General features: G+C 70.1%; 18 protein-coding genes and 1 pseudogene. 9 read left to right on the top strand and 10 right to left on the bottom strand.

Annotation, left to right across the window (positions count from 1 at the left end):
* Window positions 1-32: 32 nt before the first annotated feature.
* From SCAB_RS48615 to SCAB_RS21055, 5 genes are all read right to left on the bottom strand, one after another.
* Window positions 33-638: a hypothetical protein gene (locus tag SCAB_RS48615; RefSeq protein ID WP_013002106.1), complete on the bottom strand. Its 606-nt coding sequence runs from the start codon at window positions 636-638 to the stop codon at window positions 33-35.
* Window positions 639-762: 124 nt separating this feature from the next.
* A complete protein-coding gene (locus SCAB_RS48610) occupies window positions 763-1,668 on the bottom strand; it encodes a hypothetical protein (RefSeq protein ID WP_049875753.1) in 906 nt (301 codons plus the stop codon).
* A 167-nt stretch (window positions 1,669-1,835) separates the two neighbouring features.
* Window positions 1,836-3,233 (bottom strand): glycoside hydrolase family 43 protein, encoded by a 1,398-nt coding sequence (locus SCAB_RS21065; RefSeq protein ID WP_041669444.1) that lies wholly within the window; start codon window positions 3,231-3,233, stop codon window positions 1,836-1,838.
* Window positions 3,230-5,230 carry a ricin-type beta-trefoil lectin domain protein gene (locus tag SCAB_RS21060; RefSeq protein WP_049875752.1) on the bottom strand — a complete coding sequence of 667 codons (2,001 nt, stop codon included), beginning with the start codon at window positions 5,228-5,230 and terminating at the stop codon, window positions 3,230-3,232. The genes SCAB_RS21065 and SCAB_RS21060 overlap by 4 nt, the downstream gene beginning before the upstream one ends.
* Window positions 5,231-5,559: 329 nt before the next feature.
* Window positions 5,560-5,898, bottom strand: coding sequence for a winged helix-turn-helix transcriptional regulator (locus SCAB_RS21055; protein ID WP_037723262.1), 339 nt, complete (start codon window positions 5,896-5,898; stop codon window positions 5,560-5,562).
* 98 nt (window positions 5,899-5,996) lie between these two features.
* Between SCAB_RS21055 and SCAB_RS21050 the strand changes: the two genes are divergently transcribed.
* Window positions 5,997-6,878: an NAD(P)-dependent oxidoreductase gene (locus tag SCAB_RS21050; protein ID WP_041670808.1), complete on the top strand. Its 882-nt coding sequence runs from the start codon at window positions 5,997-5,999 to the stop codon at window positions 6,876-6,878.
* Between the two features lie 105 nt (window positions 6,879-6,983).
* Here SCAB_RS21050 and SCAB_RS21045 read toward each other — a convergent pair whose 3' ends face one another.
* Window positions 6,984-7,244 (bottom strand): hypothetical protein, encoded by a 261-nt coding sequence (locus SCAB_RS21045; protein WP_049875751.1) that lies wholly within the window; start codon window positions 7,242-7,244, stop codon window positions 6,984-6,986.
* Complete coding sequence (locus tag SCAB_RS21040; RefSeq protein WP_148274218.1) at window positions 7,241-7,441, bottom strand: hypothetical protein; 201 nt, start codon at window positions 7,439-7,441, stop codon at window positions 7,241-7,243. Before SCAB_RS21040 ends, SCAB_RS21045 begins: the two co-directional genes overlap by 4 nt.
* A 655-nt stretch (window positions 7,442-8,096) precedes the next feature.
* On the opposite strand from SCAB_RS21040, the gene SCAB_RS21035 reads away from it, so the two are divergent.
* Window positions 8,097-9,128: a helix-turn-helix domain-containing protein gene (locus SCAB_RS21035; RefSeq protein ID WP_013002098.1), complete on the top strand. Its 1,032-nt coding sequence runs from the start codon at window positions 8,097-8,099 to the stop codon at window positions 9,126-9,128.
* A 67-nt stretch (window positions 9,129-9,195) separates the two neighbouring features.
* Window positions 9,196-10,314, top strand: coding sequence for an IS630 family transposase (locus SCAB_RS21030; protein ID WP_231885102.1), 1,119 nt, complete (start codon window positions 9,196-9,198; stop codon window positions 10,312-10,314).
* 60 nt (window positions 10,315-10,374) lie between these two features.
* Here SCAB_RS21030 and SCAB_RS21025 read toward each other — a convergent pair whose 3' ends face one another.
* Window positions 10,375-11,007, bottom strand: coding sequence for a DUF6368 family protein (locus SCAB_RS21025; protein WP_013002096.1), 633 nt, complete (start codon window positions 11,005-11,007; stop codon window positions 10,375-10,377).
* Window positions 11,008-11,123: 116 nt separating this feature from the next.
* On the opposite strand from SCAB_RS21025, the pseudogene SCAB_RS48605 reads away from it, so the two are divergent.
* Both SCAB_RS48605 and SCAB_RS21020 read left to right on the top strand, forming a co-directional pair.
* Window positions 11,124-11,234: pseudogene (locus SCAB_RS48605) on the top strand (transcriptional regulator); the annotation flags it as partial.
* Window positions 11,235-11,247: 13 nt separating this feature from the next.
* On the top strand, window positions 11,248-11,829 hold the full coding sequence (locus SCAB_RS21020) for an HD domain-containing protein (protein WP_037723257.1): 582 nt from the start codon (window positions 11,248-11,250) through the stop codon (window positions 11,827-11,829).
* A 105-nt stretch (window positions 11,830-11,934) separates the two neighbouring features.
* Here SCAB_RS21020 and SCAB_RS21015 read toward each other — a convergent pair whose 3' ends face one another.
* Window positions 11,935-15,870: a glycoside hydrolase family 2 TIM barrel-domain containing protein gene (locus tag SCAB_RS21015; protein WP_013002093.1), complete on the bottom strand. Its 3,936-nt coding sequence runs from the start codon at window positions 15,868-15,870 to the stop codon at window positions 11,935-11,937.
* Between the two features lie 251 nt (window positions 15,871-16,121).
* Here SCAB_RS21015 and SCAB_RS21010 point away from each other — a divergent pair, with 251 nt between their 5' ends.
* From SCAB_RS21010 to SCAB_RS20995, 4 genes are all read left to right on the top strand, one after another.
* Window positions 16,122-17,018 (top strand): DMT family transporter, encoded by an 897-nt coding sequence (locus SCAB_RS21010; RefSeq protein WP_013002091.1) that lies wholly within the window; start codon window positions 16,122-16,124, stop codon window positions 17,016-17,018.
* A gap of 146 nt (window positions 17,019-17,164) precedes the next feature.
* Entirely contained in the window at window positions 17,165-18,172 is a 1,008-nt protein-coding gene (locus SCAB_RS21005) for a hypothetical protein (RefSeq protein WP_231885101.1), read from the top strand.
* 214 nt (window positions 18,173-18,386) lie between these two features.
* Window positions 18,387-19,784, top strand: a complete 1,398-nt coding sequence (locus SCAB_RS21000) for a serine hydrolase domain-containing protein (protein WP_037723249.1) — start codon at window positions 18,387-18,389, stop codon at window positions 19,782-19,784.
* A gap of 61 nt (window positions 19,785-19,845) precedes the next feature.
* Entirely contained in the window at window positions 19,846-20,451 is a 606-nt protein-coding gene (locus SCAB_RS20995; RefSeq protein ID WP_013002088.1) for a 3'-5' exonuclease, read from the top strand.
* Here the strand turns inward: SCAB_RS20995 and SCAB_RS20990 are convergent, their stop codons facing one another.
* Window positions 20,452-20,946 carry a diadenosine tetraphosphate hydrolase gene (locus tag SCAB_RS20990; RefSeq protein WP_173402893.1) on the bottom strand — a complete coding sequence of 165 codons (495 nt, stop codon included), beginning with the start codon at window positions 20,944-20,946 and terminating at the stop codon, window positions 20,452-20,454.
* Between the last annotated feature and the right edge of the window lie 6 nt (window positions 20,947-20,952).

Here is a 20,952-nt window from a genome sequence, read left to right as displayed (position 1 = left end):
TCGGGGGTGTTGCATCCTCGAAGATCCGCCGGTCAGAGCAAGTGCGCCTGGGGCGCGTACTCGACGACCAGGTACTTGGCGTTGTGCTCGCCGAAGGCCGCGCGGAGGATCGGTTCGGCCGTCGCGGGGTCGTCGACGCCGATGACGATGCGGCCGGTGCCGTCGAGGCCGACCTCGCGCAGGTCGAAGGTGCCGTCCCAGCGGGTCATGTCCTCGCTGATCCGGTCGAGGAGGACGGTGAGGTCCCGTTCGTTGATGTCGTGGTCGTGGATGCGGAGGGTCACGCCCCGCTCGGCCGCGTCGCAGGCGGCCTTGTCGAAGGCGGCGGAGGGGATGCGGTAGAGGTCCGCGCTCGCCGTGTCCTCGTCGACGACCAGACCGGCGTAGGCGTCGGCGTGGCGTCCGGTCGCCAGTTTCTCCAGGCGGGTGAGGGTCCGCTGCAGCGGGGTGTCGTCCACGGTGTCGGCCCTCTCGGGGAAGCTGCCCTCCGGGCGGGTGCCGTCGCAGGTCGTCGTGGCGGCCGGTACGGCTGCCACGGTCTGCGCGCCGGCCGTCGAGCCCTGGAGCCCGCCGAGAGCCAGGACGGCGACGGCCACGGCCACGATCGTGCCGGGCCTGACGGGTGTGCGCTCGGCCATGTGTCCCTCCGGTGTTCGCCGATGTGGGGCCGCCCGGGTGGGCGGGACCGCGATCGGTACTGAGACGCCGGAGGAGGGCGCGGCGTTCGGCCCGTGGGCCGGAGATTTCACGCCCTCGCCGTTCTCACCCCGTCCGTCGCGTCCTCAGCGTCGCGCGGGGGTTGCGCTTCCTGAGCTTCGCCCGTCTCTGTGGGCCGCGGGCGGCCGGGGTCAGGCGCCAGTAGCCGTACGGGTTGTGGAAGAAGTCGTCGTCCTCGAACCGTTCGCACTCCAGACGGTTCATGATCCAGCGCGGGGCGTCCTCGGCGATGCGGAAGCCCTCGCCGTCCTGGACGCCGTGCTCCGGCTGCTCCGTCAGCAGGTAGTACGACGCGATCTGCATGGTGGCCATCCAGTCGAGCATCAGCTTCGGCTCGGGCACCCCGGTGGTTCCGGGGGCCAGCTCCACGTCGGCCTCGCCCAGGAGGTGCATGCCGCAGCTGTGGTAGACCTCCCCGTCGTAGATCACCGGCGCGACCCAGGCCCGGACGAGGGCGCTGGCCAGGTCGTCCACGGTCTCGGCGGCCGCCGCCTCGCTCGCCAGGGCCAGCCACCGCTCGCGCCCGCAGGTCACCCCGCTGGACTCGTTCTTCACCGCGGTGGCCCCGTGGGCCAGCAGGGCCGCGGTGACGGCCAGTGTGCGGCGGGACACGTCGAGGCCGGTGGCCTGGGAGATCGGGGGCGACAGGACGTAGACGACCGAGTCGTGTGCGTCCACCGCGGCCCAGTCGCTCTCGCCGAACCCGTCGTCGCCGGTGATCTGGCGGGAGCCGAGCGCGGCGTCGAAACACTCCCGCATCCGGGGGTCCGGCTCCTGCTGGAACTCGTCGAGTTCGAAGTCCCCGCCACCGGCCTCCTCGACCACGCGGCCGAGGACGTCGGGGTCCAGGCCCACGCCGATCGCACACAGCACGTGCCTGGGCGTCACACCGTACGCCGGGACCACGAAGCGCGTGCCCTCGATGACGTGTCCTTGCCATGCTTTGCTCATCGGCACAGCATCGCAGACGCCCGCACGAGGTCCGGGCCGCCCGGACGCCAACACGCCTGCCGCACAAGCCCGTTCGTGTGTCTCCCCGCGCCCCGCGCCCCGGGGAACGGGGCACGGAGAGACGGGGCACGGAGAGACGGCCGGTCACCCCGGCCGTGCCGGTCGGTTCAGTAGCCGACCCGGAACGTCGCGTCCGCCCTCTCCGTCGCCGTGGAGACCGGGTCGATGCGGAGCACGTAGTTGCTGTGGCGGATGTAGCGGGTCGGGTTGTTGTACGAGCGGAAGGACGACCACGTCGAGTCCGCGAGGCCGGCTACCCGGGTGAACGTGGCGTCGGCGGCGAAGGTCGACGTGCCGTCGTTCACGTCGAGGCGGAGGGCGTAGTCGTAGTGCCGGAGGTAGCGGGTGGGGTGGCTGACCGACTGGAAGGAGACCCCGGAGGAGTCCGCCAGGCCCGGGACCAGCTTCCACTGGGAGTCGGTGAACGGGTCGAAGGGGTACTCGTCGATCCGGCCGACGTAGTTGCTGTGGCGGACGTAGCGGGACGGGAAGTTGTACGACTTGAGGCGGTTCCAGGCCGGCGCGCCCCACCGGGCCAGCAGGTTGGTGTACTCGGTCGAGGTGATCGGGTGGATGCCGCAGTGCTTGGAGTTGAGCGGCTGGGTGTAGAGCCTCTGGTCGAGGGCGGTCCAGGTGCCGGAGGCGAGGTTGCCCGACTGCCAGGCGTAGAAGACGCCGTTGGGGGTGTACGTGTCTCCCCAGAGGTACCAGGTGTCGGAGGTCAGGGACTTCACCACCGTGGGTGCCTCGGTGCCGCCGTGGGAGGCCGCGGTGCTGAACGGTGTGAAGCTGCCGGGGTTCAGGGTCGTCGAGCGCGCGCCCACGAGGGTCTGGTTGACCTTGTAGTAGAGGTAGTTGACGCCGTTCACGCCGACCGTGAGGTTGCCGTCGATGATGTCGTAGCCGGGGTCGAAGAAGACCTGGGGGCTGGACGTCGTGACGAAGTCGGTGGTGTAGCTGACCATGATGACGTTGTGGCCGCTGCTGTTCACCGAGGAGTAGAGGATGCCGTACCGGCCGCGCGCCGCGTCCCAGTAGGCCTCCGGGGCCCAGCTGTGGGTGGTGGTCATGTCGTGCAGCTTCACGCGCCGGTAGCCGGTGAAGGTCCGCAGGTCGGTCGAGTCCCAGACGTGGATGTAGGTGCTGTTGTAGTTCCAGTCGGTGCCCTTGAGGTCCGTCGCCAGGACGACGAACGTGCCGTCCTGCTTGCGCATCAGGAACGGGTCGCGCAGCCCGCCGGCGCCCTGGGTGGGGGTGACCAGGGGTGCGTTCTGGTTCAGCGGGGTCCAGTTGAGCCCGTCCTGGCTGACGGCCAGGTGGAGGCCGTAGTCGGCCTCCAGCATGGTGGTGGACTCGGTGAAGTAGACCATCGCGTACGCCGAGTCGGCGGCGTGGGCGGTGCCCGCGCCGAGGGTGAGCACACCGGTCGCGGCCAGCGGCACGGTCGCCGCCGTGCCGAGGAACATACGGCGGGAGAGGCCGGGCCCGCTGGTCATGTCGTTCATGTCCGGCTCCACTTCTGGTTGTTCTGGCCGTTGCAGGACCACAGGACGAGCTTCGTGCCGTTGGCGGTCGCGGCGTTGTAGGCGTCCAGGCAGAGGCCGGAGTTGACGTTGACGATCGTGCCGTCGGCGTTCACGTGCCACTGCTGGTTGGTGCCGCCGTGGCAGTCCCAGATGACGACACGGGTGCCGTTGGAGGTGCCGCGGTCCCAGGCGTCCAGGCACTTGTTGCCGTACACGACCAGTTCCTTGCGGGAGGTGTACTGCCAGACCTGGTTCTGGCCGCCGGAGCAGTCCCACAGCTGGGCGTCCGTGCCGTTGGTGATCGTGTTGTTGTCGATGTCCGCGCAGCGGCCGGAGCCCGTGCCGGTGATCAGCGTGCCGTTGGTGCCGGGCAGCGGCCGTACGACGATGCCTTCGAGGGTGGGGGCGCCGGTGAACGTGATCGTGTTGGCGCTGCCCTTGGTGAGCGACAGGGCGACCGAGATGGTGCCGGGGGAGGAGCCGGTCGGCGGGAAGGAGACCTTGGTGGAGGTCTGGCCGTTGACGGTGAGGGTGCCGACGCGTGCCGTGGAGGTGTTGTTGGTGTAGGAGACGTCGACCGTCTTCAGCCCGGTGTTCCCGGCGACCACGCCGGAGAAGCTCGACGTGCCCGTGTAGGTGCTCGATGCCTGCTCGGTGCCGCCCTTGACCGTGAGCATCACGGAGGTTCCGGCCGGGACGCTGGTGGTGTAACTCGTGCCGGGCGTACCGACGTCGGTACGGCTCCACAGGTCACGGACGGTCGCGGAGGCGTTGGTGAGGCCGAGGTCGGACCAGCGGACGGTCATGTTCTGCGTGGTGGAGGTGCGGTTGAGCAGGACGACCGCGCGGTTGCCGGTGCCGGAGAGGACCTTGCCGTAGACCTGGAGGCCGGTGGTGTCCTCGGCGACCTTGACGCCCTGGAGGCCGCGGGGGTCCTGGTCGACGGCGATGACCTCGGAGTTCTTGAGGATGTTCGCCGTCTCCGTGGTCATGGTGGAGAGGTCGTTGCCCGCGAGCAGCGGGGCGCCGGAGATTGCCCACAGGTTCATGTGGGTGCGGTCCTGGGCGGCGGTGAGACCCATGCCGATCATCAGCATGTCGGGGTCGTTGTAGTACCCGGTGTGCTGGGCGGTGGGGTGCACGTTCCGGTCGTAGTTGGTCAGCATGCCCGCGTACGTCAGGCCCTGGCCGTGGTAGAAGATGTCCGTGTTCGTCCGCCACATCGGGCCCATGCCCGGCGCCCAGTTCCAGGGGTTGGAGTAGCCCCAGTTGCACAGGGAGAGGGCGAGGGGGCGGCCGGTGGTGGCGGTCGCGGTGGCCACGGCGTCGCTGATCGCCTGGTAGGTCGTCTTCGGGTCGAGGCGCTCGGCGTCGCCGCCGCACCAGTCGACCTTCACGAAGTCGAAGCCCCACTGGGAGAACCGCGTCATGTCCTGGACGTAGTGGCCCTCGCTGCCGCTGCCGGGAGCGGCGGGGCGGCCGGTGGGGAAGTAGTAGCCGCAGCCGTCCTTGCCGGCGTCGGTGTAGATGCCCGCCTTCAGGCCCTTGCTGTGGATGTAGTCGGCGATGGCCTTCATGCCGCCGGGCCACTCGGCCTCGTCGACGGTGATGTTGCCCGCGCTGTCGCGGGTGCCCTGCCACCAGCCCTCGTCGATGTTGATGTACTCGTAGCCGGCCTCGGGCAGCCCGGCGGCGACGAACGCGTCGACCTGCTTCTTGATGACGTCGTAGTCGACCTTCGCGGCGAAGGCGTTCCAGGAGGCCCAGCCCATCGGGGCTTCGGGGACGGGGATCTGGCGGTCCGTCACCGCGACCGGGGCGATGTCGGTCAGCGTCCGGGGGGTGGGGGCCGCGGTCGGCGGCTGGGCGAAGATCAGGGCGGCTGTGGCGGCGGTCGCCAGGGTGACCGCGCGGATCACCGTCTTCCTGCAAAGTCGTTGGAGACCACGGGAGTTGGCACGTGGAGGGGAGGTCATGCGGCTCCTTCGATGGATACCCGGAGATCGATATCTCGAACGGGGATCGGCACGCCGAACATGCTGGCTGGCCGAAAGTAGAGCCGGGAGAGAGGGAAGTCAACGGGTGTGGCAGAGGTGGTTTTTGAACCGGTCACATTTTCTGCGGTGCCGAGCCGGGATGGGGCTCGGCGTCGCGCCTTGGCGGTCGCGTCGGACGATTGGGAACACAGATGCGCCGAGTCCGAGGGAGGGGGGTTGGCCTTGATGGCTTTCGGCCCGGTCAGGCCTTGTGGCCGGTCACCTTCGCTGCACTCGCAGGAGGTGCGCAGCGCGAGGGACCGGAAGGGCTACCGCTTGGCCCGCCCGCGGCCCCAGGCGGCCAGCGGCCCGAGCGCGTCGTTGAGGCGTGTCCCGTCGTCCGTCAGTGAGTACTCCACGCGGGGCGGCACCTCGTCGTAGGAGACGCGTCGCACGATGCCGTCCGTCTCCATCTCGCGCAGATGCGAGGCCAGCACCTTCTCGCTGACCCCCGGAAGCAGCCGGCGCAACTCGCCGAAGCGGCGGCTCGGATGCTCGTGCAGGGCCCAGAGAATCAGCACCTTCCACTTGCCGCCGATCACCTCCATCGCGGTGTCGATCCCGCAGGCGTGCTCGTCCGGTGCGCCCGGCCGGTTCAGCGTCGTCATGTGCCCCACCCCTTTGACGTGCTCGCTCTCCTCAGAGTAACCACCCACTCCGAAGTGCCTACTTGATCACGTCCGCGCCCGCGACCAGCCTGTTCGGCATGACACAGAACGCTCTGGAGAAGACCTCCGTCACCCTGCTGGGACTCGGCGCGATGGGCACCGCGCTGGCCCGTGCCTGGCTCGCCGCCGGCCACCCGCTCACCGTCTGGAACCGCACTCCGGCCCGCGCCGAGGCGCTCGCCGCCGAGGGGGCCAGGGTCGCCGGCAGCGCCGCTGAGGCGGTCGCGGCGAACTCCCTGGTCGTGGTCTGCCTGTTGGACGACGCCTCCGTCGACGAGGCAATTGCGGGTGCCGACTTGGCCGGACGCGACCTGGTGAACCTGACCACCAGCACCCCCGCCCAGGCCCGTGTCCGCGCCGAACGGGCCCGTGAGAGAGGCGCCCGCTATCTGGACGGCGGCATCATGGCCGTCCCACCGATGATCGGCGTCCCCGAGGCCGGCGGTTACGTCTTCTACAGCGGCTCGCGCGAACTCTTCGAGCGGCACCGTACGACCCTGGGCGTGCCGGCCGGCACCGCCTACGTGGGCGAGGACGCGGGCTTCGCGGCCCTGCACGACGTGGCCCTGCTCAGCGCCATGTACGGGATGTTCGCCGGGGCCGCGCACGCCTTCGCCCTGATCCGCAAGGAGGACATCGACCCCGCGTCCCTCGCCCCGCTACTGGCCGACTGGCTCACCGCGATGGCCCCGTCCGTGCACGGCACCGCCGACCGGCTGCGGAGCGGTCGCTACACCGGGGGCGTGGTCTCCAACCTGGCCATGCAGGTGGCGGGCACGCCGACCTTCCTCACCACCGCCGAGGAACAGGGCGTCAGCCCGGAACTGCTCAACCCCTACTTCGCGTTGATGCGCCGCCGGTCGGCCGAGGGCGGTGGGGAGGAGGACCTGACCGGGGTGATCGACCTGCTGGTGCGCTGACCGGCGTATCGGTGGGTGGCCGCCGCACCTCGGCCCCGCCTCGCCGCCGGGCCATGGGATGCGTCGGCGGCGGGGCGTCGGTGCGGTGCCGTCCGCGCGTACCCGCTACACGTGGCCCACGACGTGGGCGGCACCGGGAGATGCCTGAACGGGCTGTCGGCAGTCCGGGACGGCCGGTGGCGGGGGCTGGCCGTCGAGGGCTCGGCAGAGGGCGGCGTGGAGGTGTTCGGCTTCGGCGAGGGTGAGGGTCAGCTCGGTATGGGTGGGGTGGCCGCCGGTGTGGGTCAGCCGCAGGGGGACGGCGAGACGATCGTCGTCGGTCCGGCGCACCGGTCGTCCTGGTGCGCGCTCGATGGTCCAGCTCATGATGCGCCGCCCCTTCCGATTCTCGCGAGGCGGTACGCGCCCCACAGTTCCTGCCCGGCCTCGCACCCGTCCTGCGCCTTGGGAATGCCGTTGCAGCCCCGGTCGCACCTGCGGGTGTGCTCGAACCACAGCCGATAGGTGCGGAGCATGGGCATCTCGTCGCGCCGGACGGCAGCCTTCACTCGTCCGTCGGTCACCGGCTCACCTCCGCGAACCGTCGTGTGCGAGCCGGTGACACCGAGCAGCTCGGGGTACGGCCACGTGAGCGGGTCTGAAAGGCGCACTCAGGCTTTCGCTCGGCGGCGGCCAGGTAGGGCCGGACCATGGCGGTCGCAGCGCCATCGAGGGGGGTGTGCAGTCCGTACGGGGAGCGGTGGGCCGGGAGCGAGGGGGGCGCCGTGAGAGGCGACTCGGAAAGCCGGTCGGTGGCGGATACCGCCGTCCGCTCGCCCGCTCGGCGTCTGCCGGTGCCGGGCGCCCATACGCCCAGTACCCGTTTCACCCATGTGTGGATAATGCTCACTGCCATCAGCTCCTCTGGGTTTGGCTGGTGGCCACGCCCCCGGACGGTTGCGCCCGTCGCGGGGGTCCTCACTTCGCAAGCGGGTCTGTGGCCTGTGTCTGTGATCAGAGCCTCGCCGCATGCCGCTCCTGGTGGCGCTGCGGTCCCACCGAGGCAGCCGTCATGGTCATCGTCGCGTCCCTCCCAAGCACTCGCGTTCGGCGTGGTCCATCACCGGCCGTCGAGGCTGCCGTCCCACTAGGCTCGTCCGGTGATGCATATGAAGGTAGAAGTCCGTGATCACTGCTTGAAGTGACTGCGAGTACAAGTGTTTTGCTTCGCGCACGGAAATGGGGCTGTTTATGCAGTCGAGTTCGCGACCAGCCCTGACCAGCAGTCAGGGAACGACTGCTCGCCCTCGCACGGGCGTCATTTCCGGCCATGTCTTCCGGGTCATACGAGAGCAGGCGGGGCTCACCCAGGAGGAAGCGGCTGAGCGGCTGCGTGTGTCCGCGGACACGATCGCCGGGTGGGAGTCCGGCCGTCGCCCTCTGACCGCTGTACCGGTCGGGCAGATGCTCGTGCATCGTCACCGGCTCATGCAGATGGGCACCGTGCCTGCGCTCCTTCGGGCCCTCGATCGTGCCCTGGAGGCAGACGTCCTCCTCGCCGGCGCCCTCGACGGTGCGGCTGGGGTCGAGGACAGCCCGCTCGGAGCCTGCGTGATGCAGCGTGATCTCGTCGAGGTGCTTGCTTGGCCTCTCAACCGCGTACCGCCCCAGCCTGTCCGGGACTTGACCGCCGCGCGCCGCAGGCGCCGAGGACCCGCGCCGGCCGGGCCGGAGCTGTCGGCATCCGACCGGACTCGCTTCTTCACGCAGATGCGGCGCACGGCCGAGCAGGCACGTGGAGAGGATCAGTTCCTCCTACGCCGCCAGGCCTTGTACCTCTCCGGATACGACGATCAGCCCGACACATCGCAGTGGCTCGCCCACCAGCAGGCCACTGAACGCCCCGGCGACTGGCTCACCCGCTGGCTCAACTCTCGTTCCGTCGCAGCCGTCTCGGCCCGGCAGGGAGACCGGGACCGCATGAGCCACTTCATCGACACCGCGCTGATCGACGATGACTCCGGTGAGGCGGCGAACCTGAACTACTGGGCGTACTGGATCGGCGAGACCGCCCATCTGGAACTGACCGACGACTTCATTGCCACCCGCACCCCCGGGCCATGGCCGGGTGACAAGCTGCTCGTTCACCTCGCTCAGGGATTGGCTCCGAATCACGGTTACGTCGACCTCAACATCCACTCTGTGTGGTCCCTGCTCCAGGTCCGGCCTCACCTGCTGCGATCCGGTACTGCTAGTGCTATGACCGCATAGGTTCGCCGGGTGGGCGGTCGTAGCGGTTGGATGTGCGGTGACATCCGATCCGACCGCTGGAGGCGCGGTGGCCGAGCCCGTCCGTGTGCGCAGACTGACCGACCAGGAGGGGCAGAAGCTGCAGCAGATCGTGCGCCGGGGCAGCGCCAGTTCTGTTCGCTACCGGCGGGCGATGATGCTGCTGGCCTCGGCAGGCGGGAACCGAGTGCCGGTGATCGCCCAGCTGGTGCAGGCCGACGAGGACACCGTCAGGGATGTGATCCACGCGTTCAATGAGAAGGGCCTGGCCTGCCTGGACCCTCAGTGGGCGGGAGGCCGTCCCCGCCGACTCAGCGATGACGACGAGGACTTCGTTATCGCGACGGCCACTACCCGCCCGGTCAAGCTCGGCCAGCCGTTCACCCGCTGGTCGCTGCGCAAGCTGGTCGCCTACCTGCGCAAAGTGCACGGCCGGCTGATCCGCATCGGCCGTGAGGCGTTACGGTGCCTGCTCGCCCGCCGCGGCGTCACCTTCCAGCGCACCAAGACCTGGAAGGAGTCCCCGGACCCCGAACGGGAGGCGAAGCTGGACCGTATCGAGCACGTCTTGGACCGCTTCCCGGACCGGGTCTTTGCGTTCGACGAGTTCGGCCCGCTCGGGATCCGGCCCACCGCGGGCTCGGGCTGGGCCGAACAAGGGCGTCCCAACCGGCTGCCGGCCACCTACCACCGCACCCACGGAGTCCGGTATTTCCACGGCTGCTACTCGGTCGGCGACGACCGGCTGTGGGGCGTGAACCGGCGAAAGAAGGGAGCCGTGAACACGCTGGCCGCGCTGAGATCGATCCGTGCCGCCCGGCCCGACGGCGCACCGATCTACGTGATCCTGGACAACCTCTCCGCCCACAAGGGTGCCGACATCCGTCGCTGGGCGATGAAGCACAAGGTCGAGCTGTGTTTCACCCCGACCTACGCCTCATGGGCGAACCCGATCGAAGCGCACTTCGGACCGCTGCGGCAGTTCACCATCGCCAACTCGAACCACCCCAACCACACCGTGCAGACCCGGGCCCTGCACGCCTACCTCCGCTGGCGCAATGCCAATGCCCGCCACCATGACGTCCTGGTCGCCGAACGCAAGGAACGCGCCCGTATCCGCAGCGAGAAAGGCATCCGCTGGGGCGGCCGACCCGCTCTCGCCGCATGATCAGGCAACATGGCGAACGTTCCAGGTCACAGCACCACCTCCGCCGCGGATCTGTCTGGGCTACTTGACCAGCCGGAAGGCGGGGTGCCCAACCCAGGCCCGCAGGAACTCCGCCGATCCCAGCGCCATCCAGTCGTCGCCCGCGATCCCCGACACCCCCGGAAGGCCGGCGACGACCGACGCCTGTCCGTCCAGCAGCTCGACATTGGCCACGCCTCCGATGACGTCCATGACAGCAGCGGTCAGCAGGGCCGTGGTCACGTGATCGATCTCGCGATTGCAGCAGGCGCTGACATTGACGGCATGGGTCGGCCTGAAGCCGAGGATGGCCTCCACCTCGGGCTCGTCCGCGTGCTCAGCCTCGAAGGTGCTCTCGTCGCCGACACCCGGCCCCATCAAGTAGACCAGGAAGGGCCGACGCCAGTCCTCGCGCTGCGGATTGAATCCCACCAGGGCTGTGAGCTCCTCGTCCGCGGAGGCGTTGCCGAGGAGTGGAAGCGGGAACGGCTTTCGCCAGTCCTTCTCTCGCCTGTCCTCGACGCCCAGTCGCTCTGCGGGCACGTTGACGTCGAAGAACCCGGGCCGCTTCTCGTCGAAGTGGGAAGAGAGCCCCACCATCAACGCGCGGAACTCCCGCAGCGCAGCCGGGGAGAGCGGCTCCGCCAACTCGATCACCAACGTCGGACCAGACATGCTGGGAGCCTAGTTTGATCGGCTCCGCAACCGCTCGCATTGTTCCCACACCGCATCCAGCCGGTCCGAGCACCGACGCCGCCAACCCGGCGAACCTATGCGGTCAGAGCACTAGCCGGGCACTGCGCGACCGGCTGCCCGTGATGTTGGATAGCCAGGAGTTGTCGGCGCGCGGGCGCCGGGAGCTGGAGAGCATTCGGTACGCGATCCGCCTCGCCGAGGCGTGAGAGGAGTCCGACGGTGGCTGAAGACCTGTCCGCGGTGGCGCGCTTCCTGTACGAGGCGGGGACGCTGAAGCAGACCAAGCGCACCGGCTGGTGGATGGCCGGCGTACGCGACCCGGAGTCGGTGGCGGAGCACTCGTGGCGTACCGCTCTGCTCGCCACGATCATCGCGAAGCTCGAAGGCGCAGATCCCGCACGTGCGGCCTACCTCGCGGTGTGGCACGACTCCCAGGAGACGCGGACCGGTGACGTGAATTACCTGGGCAAGAAGTACTCCACCGAAGCGGATCCTCAGGCGGTCACTGCCGACCAGGTCGCCGGTATGCCCGAGATCCTGGCCTCGGCCGTGCGGGAACTCGTCGCCGAATACGAGGCGAAGGATTCTGCCGAGGCCATCTGCGCCCGGGACGCCGACAAGCTGGAATGCATGATCCAGGGCGTTGAGTACAAGGCCCAGGGTTATGAGAACGCGCAGCGCTGGATCGACAACAGCCGCGGGCGGCTCACCACGAAGTCGGCCAACGAACTCGCTGACGCGGTGCTGGCGACCGGGTCGCTGGACTGGTTGCGTACAGCGCTGGGTGAGAAGCGGAGTTGATCTCGGCCCTGTAGTCGAGGCAAGGCCGGCAAGGCGCTCGGCCGGGAGTGTCCGGCCGAGCGCTTGTCGTGGTCGTCTGTCGCTACGCCGACTCAGTCATGCGGGCTACCTCGTCGCCGTCGGCCTCCTCGACGCCGCCGTGGCCCCCGCCACGTCCGTCAGCGGGCGCAGCCGGTACGTGTACGTGTAGTCGCGGTTGGCGAAGAGCTTGTACTCGTCGTGGGTGTGGGCGCCCCAGCTGTTGTCGCCGCCGACTCCCATCTGACGGTGGTTGACGCGCAGGACCGGGGTGTCGCGGGGGGTGAGGTGGTAGTCGTGGCGCAGGCCCGTCGACAGGTCCTCCGGGGTGAAGTACGAGGCGTTGATCTCGATCAGGCCGTCGCCCGAGACCAGCAGGCCCTCACCGTTGCGGTCCGTGACGGCGGCCCAGCGGACGTCGGTCTTGTTGCCGTTCTCCTGGGGGCGGATGTAGCCCGACCACTGGTCGGCGATGTCGCCGGAGTAGAGGCCCACGTCGGTGCCGTTGTTGCGGTCCCAGTGGTTCTCCTCGGGGCCGCGGCCGTAGTAGTGCAGGCGCTCCAGGCGGCGGTTGAGCAGGAACAGGGTTCCCACCTCCGGGATGTACGGCAGGGAGGAGGCGCCCGGGTGCAGGGTGTTGTCGACCTTGATCTCGGCGTTGCCGAACACCGTGTAGGTGGTCGTGTAGGTGGACTCGGTGGTCGTCGGGAGCGTGCCGGTGACCTTGATCTCCACGGCCCGGTCGTCGCCCAGGGAGCGGACGGTCACGGACGTCACCTTGCGGTTCGTGCCCGCGTCCCGCCAGGTCTGGTTCCGGGTGTGCTGTCCGTTGCCGTGGTCGTTGTCGGTGGGGGCCCGCCAGAAGTTGGGCACCGGTCCGTCGGAGATCAGCCGGTTGCCGCCCGCCTTGTACGAGGTGATCGTGCCGCTCGCCTTGTCGACGGTGACGGAGAAGCGGCCCGGGTAGCCCTTGCCGGTCACCGTGACGGCCTCGTCGCTCTCCTCGTACGTCAGCTCCGGGACGTCCGCGAGCGGGACGGGGGTCACCGCCGGGCTGCCCGCGTCCACGGACAGCTGCTCCCGGGCCACCTCGAAGCCGGCCTCGGCCCACGGGGCGGAGTCCTTGGTGGTGAAGGAGAGTTCGAGGAAGTACTCGGTGCCGGGGGCCGGGGAGGCGGGGAGGTCGAAGGGGACGGTGATGTCCTTGGCGGACAGCGGGCCGACGTCCAGCTGGTCGCGGGTGAGGCGGCCCTCCTGGATCTTCCTGCCGTCGGCCACCAGCGTCCAACCGCCGTCGAGTTCCCGGAGGTTGGTGAAGAGGAACTCGTTGGTGAGCGTGACCTTCTTCGAGGCCAGGGTGGTGCCGGTGGCCGGCTTCGCGTGCACGGCCTGGTAGATGCGCTTGACCTCGGCGGCCTTGCCGGTGTGGCCCCGGTCGGCCTTGATGATGCCGTCCGCGACGAAGGCGCCGTCGTTGGGGTTGTCGCCCCAGTCACCGCCGTACGCGAGGAACGAACGGTCCTTCGCCCGGCTCTCCTTCACCTCGACCGTGGCCGCGTCGAACCAGAAACGCACCCCCTCGTCACCGGCGCCACGCCCCGTGGAGGCCAGTTCGGAGCCGCTCAGGGCGCGGGCGTACACGCGCGCCCGCCGGATCGTGCCGCTGAGTTCGCGCGTCGGGTTGTCCGTGTCGGTGCCGAGCGCGAGCGGGGCCACGTTCGCGCTGGGCCGCCGGGTCGTGCTGCGGGTCGCCTTCACCTCGCCGTCGACGTAGAGGGTGAGGGACCCGGAACCGGCGTCGAAGACACCGGCGACATGGTGCTCGCGGCCGGTCCAGCCCTCGGCCGGGAGGCCCCAGCTGACGCTGACCCACTGGCCGCCGCCGTAGATGAAGAACTCGATGCTCTTCTCGCTCTGCTTCAGCGCGTAGTGGGTGTCGCCCTTGGCGATGATCGGCTGGTGGCCGCCGGTGACGTGCGGGGTGAACCACGCCTCCAGCGTCAGGGAGCCGGTGAGGTTGAGGGCGGGGTCGCGGGTGAAGCCGGTGGCGCCGGAGAGGCCCTTGTCGCGGCTGAACGTTCCTGCGGCGGTGAGCAGTTGGCCCTGCAGCTTGCTCGGGCCGGCGTCGGTGAAGACCTTCAGCCGCGGGATCGGCCAGGTCAGCGACTGGTCGACGAAGTCCCAGATCCAGCCGCCCTGGAGGACGGGGTAGCGCCGGACGAGGTCCCAGTACTTCTTGAAGTTGCCGGTCGAGTTCCCCATCGAGTGCGAGTACTCGATCATCACGTACGGCCGGGTGTCGGAGGTGTCCTTGGCCCGCTGCTCGACGCGTTGCGGGCTGTCGTACATCTCCGACCGTATCTGGCTGATGGTCGGCCGGTCGTCGCCCTCGTACTGGATGACGCGGGTCTTGTCGTACGACTCGATCCAGTCGCGCATGGCGACGAAGGTGGAGCCGCCGCCCGCCTCGTTGCCGAGGGACCAGATGACGACGGAGGCGTGGTTCTTGTCGCGGTGGACCATGTTCCGGGCGCGGGCCACGCACGCCTTGGTCCAGTCGGGGTCGTTGCCGGGGAAGCGGTCCCGGATGCCGTGCGTCTCCAGGTTCGTCTCGTCGACGAGGTAGAGGCCGTACTCGTCCGCCAGCTCGTACCAGAGCGGGTTGTTGGGATAGTGCGAGGTGCGCACGGAGTTGATGTTGAGCCGCTTGATGATGCCCATGTCCTGGACCAGGTCGGCGCGGGTGAGCGCCATGCCCCGGTCGGGGTGCATCTCGTGGCGGTTGGTGCCCCGCAGGGAGACCGGTTTGCCGTTGATCCGCATCAGCCCGTTCCTGAGCGCGAACTCGCGCAGGCCGACGCGGTGGGAGAGGGTCTCGACGACCTTGCCGGCCGGGTCGCGCAGCTGCAGCACGGCCGTGTAGAGGGTCGGGTGCTCGGCGGACCACAGCTCGGGGGACGGCACGGACCGGGCGGCCTGCACGGTCACGTCCTCACCGGTGGCGGAGGCGCCGACGGTGACGGACTGGACGAGGGGGCGGGACCAGACGGCGTGTCCGCCGGCGTCGTAGAGCTGCGTCTCCACGGAGTACGCGCCCTCGTGCCCGGCCGCGTAGGCGCGCACGCTCGCGGTGACGGACAGCTCGGCGGTGGTGTAGCCGTCGCCGAGCGGGGTGTCCAGCTTGAAGTCGCGCAGGTGCACGGCCGGGGTGGAGTAGAGGTAGACCGAGCGGAAGATGCCGCTCAGCCGGATCATGTCCTGGTCCTCCAGCCAGTCGCCGTCCGAGTACCGGTAGACCTCGACGGCGATCTGGTTCGACCCCGGCTTCAGGTGCGGGGTGATGTCGTACTCGGCCGGGTCGTAGGAGTCCTCGTGGTAGCCGACGAGTTCGCCGTTGATCCACACGTAGTGGGCCGACTTGACGCCCTCGAAGTGCAGGAAGGTACGGCGGTCGCCGGCCGTCCAGTCCTTGGGCAGGTTGAAGCTGCGCCGGTACTGGCCGACGGGGTTGTAGCGCGTCGGCGCGTTCGGCGGCTGCGCCTCCTCGCCGAGGCCGTTGGGGCCCCACCAGGGGTAGGTGATGTTGATGTAGATGGGGAAGTCGTAGCCGTGCAGCTGCCAGTTGGACGGCACCGGGATGGTGTCCCAGTCGCTGTCGTCGACGTCCGTCTTGTAGAAGTCCTCGTCCCGGTCGCCGGGCCGTTCGACGTACGCGAACCGCCACTTGCCGTCGAGGCTCAGCCGGTACGGGGAACGGGTGCGGTCGGCGGCCAGAGCCTGTCTGACGTCCGCGTACGGCATGAGGGTGGTGTGCGGCGGTTCGGCGCCGACCTGGAAGAGGGCCATGTTGCCGGACCACTCGGGGGTGCCGTCGGCCTTCGACGCGAGGAGCGGGGCCGCGTGGGCGGCGCCACCGGAGAGGGCCACGGCGCCGAGGAGGGCGGCGCCGCCCTCCAGCAGGCGGCGGCGGCTCATGACGGGGCGGGCGGCGGGGGTGCCTGTGTGCGGGTGCGGGTGGGGCATGTACCGGGGCCTTCCTCGACGACATTGGGGAGTGCACGTGCTGAGGAGCGTCGGATGGTGTCCGAAGTTGTTGAAAAACCGGGCCCACCCTAGGACTTCGACCAGAACGGGAGCAATGAATCTGTCGCACTTTGTGCGATCGTGAGGGCGTGGGGCCCGGTGCGGTCGGGAGCGCGCGAGGGTGACGGCCACGTGGGTGCGTGCGCGGGTGTTGCCCGCCGCGGGCCCGTCCCGCCGCTTACGGTGCCCCCATGGTGGTGGGTGTGGTGTTCGCGTTGTGCGCGGCGGTGTGCATGGGGACGGCGACCGTGCTGCAGGCGCTGGGCGCGCGGCGGACGGCGGTGGACGATTGTCGAGGCCGGGGCCGGACCGTGGTGGAGGTGCTGCGCGGCTGGCCCTTCCTCGCCGGGGCGGGCCTCGACACGGCGGGCTTCGCGGCGCAGGTGGTGGCGTTGCGGCTGGTGCCGTTGTTCCTGGTGGAGGCGGCGGTGGCCGCGTCGCTGGCGGTCACGGCGGTGGGCGGCACGGCCGTGCTGGGGCTGCGGCTGAGGCGGGCCGAGTGGGGAGCCGTGGCCCTGGTGTGCCTGGGCCTCGCCACGCTCGCGGTGTCCGCCGGGCGCACGGGCGACGGGCACGGTGACACCGGGCTGCGGGTCGTGGTGCTGGTGGCGGCGGTGCTGGTGGTGGCGGGCGGGTGGGCCCTGGGTGGCCGGCTGCGGCGGGGCCGGGCGGTCGTGCTGGGAGCGGCGGCGGGGCTGAGCTTCGGCCTCACCGCGATCGCCGTACGTCTGCTGCCGGACGCCACCGTCCCCGCGATTCTGGCGCAGCCGGCCGCGTACGCCGTCGTCGTCTCCGGTCTCGGCGGCTACCTGCTCCTCGTCCAGGCCCTCCAGTCGGGCTCGGTGACGGCGGCCACGGCGGCGATGGTCATCTGCGAGACCGTCTGGCCGGGCGTCTTCGGGGTGGTCTGCCTCGGCGACTCGACACGGGCCGGGTACGGGTGGCTCGCGGTGACCGGGTTCGTGGCGTGTGTGGGGGGCGGGGTGGCACTGGCGCGGTTCGGGGAGGCGGGGGAGTCGGGAGAGGCGGGGGAAGCGGGAGAGGCAGGGGGAGCGGGGGAGGCCGGGGAAACGGCGGACCGGCGGTGACCTGTGTCCGGCGGTGACCTGTGTCCGGCGGTGACCGTGCCCGGTGGTGAGCGTGCCCGGTGGGCGGCAACCTTCGCGGGGGCCGCGGCGACCTTGTCGTGCAGTGAAGGCACGTGAAATCCCGCCCCCCACCCAGGGAGTTCACCATGCGCACCACCCGAGCCACCGGTCTCTCGGACCCCGTCGACTCCACCGGCACTCCGCGTACCACGGGCACCCCGCGTACCACGGGCACGTCGGCCACCCCCCACCTCCGTATCGCGAGACTGCTCACCGTCCTCGCCGCCGTCCTGGCCGTGCTGCTCGCGCCCGGTCTGACCACGCCGTCCGTCGCGCAGGCGGCGAACGACCGGGCCGCCGTGCAGGACCGGGCCGAGGCGGCGGTCACCGCCGAGGCGGCCGTCTGGAACCCGCCCTCGCACCTGGTCCAGCCCCTGGGCGAGGTCTGGAACCACGTCGAGTCGACCTACGGGAACCTGTACGGCTTCCGCAACTACGGCTGGGACCAGGTCATGGCCAACCGCGGGAGCGTCAACTACTGCGTCCGCTGGGAGTCGGACCAGCCGGTCAGCACCGCCCTGCGCGACCAGATCCACGCCGCGCTGAAGAAACAGTTCGGCAAGTGGATGGCGGCCATGGTCGACAACGGCCAGGGCCACAACGCCTGGCCGTACACCACCGTCCCCGTCAACATCGTCGGCTGGGCGGTGAAGAACCGCTCCACCCTCCAGTGGACCGACAACTCCGTCGACGTCTACACCAACATGCTGGACGGCGCCGGAGCCCCGCAGTGCGCTCCCGACTGCGGCCGCTTCTTCCACCAGGACGGCAACTACTCACGCTGTCCCGGCGGCGCCGCCCGCCACTACGACCAGTCCCTCTGGCTCACCGAGGGCTTCGGCGGCGGCGCCGGCGGTGACTGGGGGCAGCGCATGGGCCGCTCCTACTTCACCGGCGCCCTCGGCCAGGAGAACATCCACATCTACCTCCACGAGGTCGGCCACACCTTCGGCCTCGACGACTTCTACGACTGGTCCCCGACCGGCCAGTGCTGCTTCCTCATGAAGGCCGGCAGCGCCACCCAGATCACCGAGTTCGACACGTGGATGTTCCGCGACTTCTGGCGTCACCTGAAGTCGCGTTACGGCCTCTGACACTCTCCCGTCACCGGCGTGCGCGGGGCCGTGACAGATGTCATGGCCCCGCTGTGAAGGCGCTCGTCCGCGGGAACGATGTGGCGCGGACCGGCTGTTCGTGACAATCGCTGTACAGGGCAAGGGAGTTGACCACCCGGGCCCTGAGGAAGCCGGACGTGCCCGGGTCGGGCACGTCGGCGTCGTCACGAACGCCGGAAACGAGGGATCAGCCGTGCGCATCACCCATCTCGCCGGGACAGCTCTGGGCACCACACTCCTGCTTCTCACGGCGGTACCGGCCGCCTCGGCCGTGCCCGCGGCGGGCAGCACCGCCGGGAGCAAGGCTCCCGGGGCGGGCAGACTGGACCGGGCCGAACTGCGCGGCACGCTCGCCGCGATCCACGAGGCCGGGATGTACGGCACGTACTCCTCGGTGCGCGACGGCCGCGAGCGCTGGACCGGCGCGGCGGGGCTGGCCGACGTGGACACCGGGCGCAAGGTCACCCCGGGCATGCGGCACCGCGTCGGCAGCATCAGCAAGACGTTCACGGCCGTGGCGGTGATGCAGCAGGTGGAGCGGGGCCGGATCCGCCTCGACGCCCCGGTCACGCGCTACGTCCCCGAGCTGTTCAGGGGGACCGGCACCGACGCGAACGCCCGGGAGCGCGGCGACGCCATCACCGTGCGCATGCTGCTCAACCACACCAGCCACATCGGCGACTACGTCCTCGGTGCGTTCCCCTCCCTCAAGCAGAACTCCACCTCCAGCCTCGACGAGAACCGTTTCCGCTCGATCAGCCCCCGGGAACTGGTCCGGCTGGGCCTCGCCGCCGGCGCCACCGGCACGCCCGGCGCGCAGCCCGGCTCGTACTCCAACACCAACTACGTCCTCGCCGGCCTGATCCTGGAGAAGGTCACCGGCCAGAAGGCGTCGGCGTACATCACCCGGCATGTCATCGACCGGGCCGGGCTGCACCACACCTCGTTCCCGCGCACCCCGCACATCAAGGGTCCGCACGCCCGGATGTACGAGTCGTTCTACGGGCTGATCGACCCGCCCCGCGACTACAGCGTCTACGACATGTCCTGGGCCTCCACCGCGGGCGCGATCATCTCCACGACCGACGACCTCAACCGCTTCTACCGCGAACTGCTCACCGGCGGCCTCGTCGGCCGGGCGTCCCTCGCGGAGATGCGGCGCACGGTCCCCGTGCTGGTCGGCCCGGAGTCCACCATCGACTACGGTCTCGGCATCTACGCCCTCGACCTCCCCGGCTGCGGGCGCTTCTGGGGCCATGACGGCGGTGTCTTCGGCGCCGGGACCATCAGCTTCACCGGCGCGGACGGCAAGCGGCAGCTCTCCCTGGGCTACAACCTGATGAAGTACCAGCGCCTCAACGAGGAGGGTACGGAGCTGGAGCCGAGCCCGATCGACGAGGCGCTCATCATCCACCTGGTGAAGGGGCTGTGCCCGTCCCTGGACACGGGCCCGGGCTCCGGGGCGGCGCTGAAGTCCGGGATCGCGGCGGCGGACGTCCGGCGGCTCCTGCCGGACGGCCTGCCGGACGTGGGCCTGTCCACCGGGACCGGCCCGCTGGCCCCGAACCGTCCGGTGGCCCCGAAGCCCTGATCGTCGGCCGCGGTGGGTAGGACGCTTCCGTCACCGCCCGCACGGCCCGGGGAGCAGCGTCTTGCCCACCTTCGTCATCTTCGACCTGGAGTTCACGACCTGGCCGGGGGCCATGGAACAGCACTGGTCGGGCCCCGGCCGGCTGCGGGAGATCGTGCAGATCGGCGCGCTGCGGCTGAACGAGGAGTACGCGGTCGTCGACTCGTACGACACCCTGGTCCGGCCGGTGGTGAACCCGGTCCTCTCGCCGTACTTCACGACCCTTACCGGTATCGGGCAGCAGGCGGTCGACCGGGACGGACTCGCGCCGGCCCGGGCCCTGGGCGACTTCCTCGCCTTCTGCCAGGGCCAGTCGGTGTTCTCCTACGGCAACGACATGGTCGTCGTCGGCGAGAACATCGGCTGGGCGCGGGCCCGGGGCGAGGAGATCGGGCCCAGCGCCCTCACCCCCGGCTTCGTCAATCTCCGCCCCTGGCTGAACGCCGTCGCCCCGGCGACGGCGGGCGTCAACTCGGGCCGCCTGTGGAAGGCACTGGGCCTCCCCCGGCCCGGCGTCCCGGGCGACGAACACGCGGCCCTCTTCGACTGCCACTCCATCGCGCTGGCCCTGCGGCACCTGGCGGGGCGGGGGGTCGTGCTGCCGGACGGTCTCCTCCCAGGGCGCTGATCAGCTCCGGGCGCGGCCGGCGAGGCGGTCCAGCTCCTCGCCGACCGCCTCGCGCAGTGCGTCGTGGCGCGGTCCGAGCGCGTACCGCTCGTCGCTCCACCGCTCCGGCGGATACAGCCACACCGGTCTGCCGACCAGCTCGGGTGGCTCCCACTCGTAACGCGGCCACACATGCGCGTGCAGGAACGGGTCCTTGTTCCCGAGAATCTCCAGGTTGACCCGCCGGAACGCCGGATCCAGCCGGGCGCAGGCCCGCTCGACGGCCTCGCCCAGCCGGTCCATGTCGGCCAGGAACGCGGTCCGCCTGCGCGCCGGCAGCTCCGACAGCCGTCCCACCGCCGGATCGTCCACGAGCAGCACGCAGTACCCGGGCAGGAACTGCGTGTCCCCGATGACCGCGAACCCGGCGGTGAGCCTGCGCAGCACGGTCGGGTTGTGTCCCCGGAGCGCGCTGCCGATCCGGTCCGCCCGCCAGTCCGCCACAGTGGAATCCATGTCGGG

This window comes from Streptomyces scabiei 87.22 (assembly GCF_000091305.1).
Classification (GTDB): Bacteria; Actinomycetota; Actinomycetes; order Streptomycetales; family Streptomycetaceae; genus Streptomyces; species Streptomyces scabiei.
The sequence above is the reverse complement of the archived record's forward strand: the minus strand, read 5'-3'. Positions and strand labels throughout refer to the sequence as shown.